The following is a 1,126-nucleotide window of genomic DNA, read 5'->3' as shown; positions in this document are numbered from 1 at the left end:
GGCTTGCAGGGATTCAAAAACGGACAAATCTACGGATTCTACTTTCTGGGTAAGCAAACTAAATTCTAGAAAATCTTTACTAACATTAGCAAAGTCTTTTAAAAAATCTTGAGGATAAGGCTCGATCGAGATCAGTTGTGATTTTTGGGAATTTTCTATAAAATTCATTCTTAAAGCTGCGGCGATAATCTTAGTGCTTCCACCCGACCCAATTTCAATTATCCGAGACGGCTTTTTTTCTCTGACCATAGCATAGAGGACTTCTGCATCGCCACTAATGAGAGCAGAACTATCTTCGGAATAACCAAACGCTGAAAAAATCTCTTTATTGTTAAATTCCAAACCATATTTTTCCAGTAAATATTTAACCAGTTCAGTTTGCTTGTCTAGATGCCATTCAATTGAGCTAAGAGGCCTTTCTTTGCCCGCGTATGTCATAATTTCCTGACGGTTGGGTATGGGCTGATAAAAATGGTCAGTAATTAGGGTGTAGCCAATATTTCTTAAGAGGGGATTGAATATTTGTCTGGCTAGAGCAAATTTAATATTTTTTCTACCCTGTTCGGTTTGCATACGGTTAAGTAATTTTTTCAACATTGTCAACCTTTACACTACTAATATTTACTGTCATGTTTTTTCGTCAAAGCCAACTGGGAACTGGCATCCTTGATCAAACTATTACTAGCTGGTTGTTTCCTATTAAATCTTGACAAAATACTGCTGCGGCAGCCTGTCACCCATAATGGGCAATTTAATTAACCGACCAGTTCAAGACCAGATTCAATGGGCATATTGGGTACATCTTACCCGATGATCGACTTCTTGTAAAGGTAATTAGTCAGTGCAATAATAACCGTTAATTGAGAATGGACAAAAACCTGACAGGGACTCTATTATAGAGTCCGCCCCAGTAAGCCAGTCGCGGAGGAGCGCCGGAGCTGCGGAGCCAGGGGAAACAATCCATAACTGGGATTTTCAAGTTGGATTGGGAGTTAATCATACTATCAAAAACGGATTTGGTATGAATTGATCATAAAACTGAACTTCCCCCGTATAAATATACTAGCTATGGCTCAAAGTCTTACAGAGCCTGAGTTAAAGCAATGTAATACTAATAAACTACTGG

Annotated in this window: 1 protein-coding gene; it reads right to left on the bottom strand. The window is 38.7% G+C overall.

Annotated elements, in window-relative coordinates; genetic code table 11:
• Positions 1-597 (bottom strand): O-methyltransferase (locus tag PX636_RS19805; protein WP_502882904.1); only part of this gene is annotated, 597 nt, incomplete at its 3' end.
• Positions 598-1,126 lie beyond the last annotated feature (529 nt).

The sequence above is a fragment of the Microcystis sp. M53598_WE2 genome, from assembly GCF_030067735.1.
Lineage (GTDB): Bacteria > Cyanobacteriota > Cyanobacteriia > Cyanobacteriales > Microcystaceae > Microcystis > Microcystis aeruginosa.
Note: the sequence above shows the minus strand (reverse complement) of the source record. Positions and strands in the feature narration are given on the sequence as shown.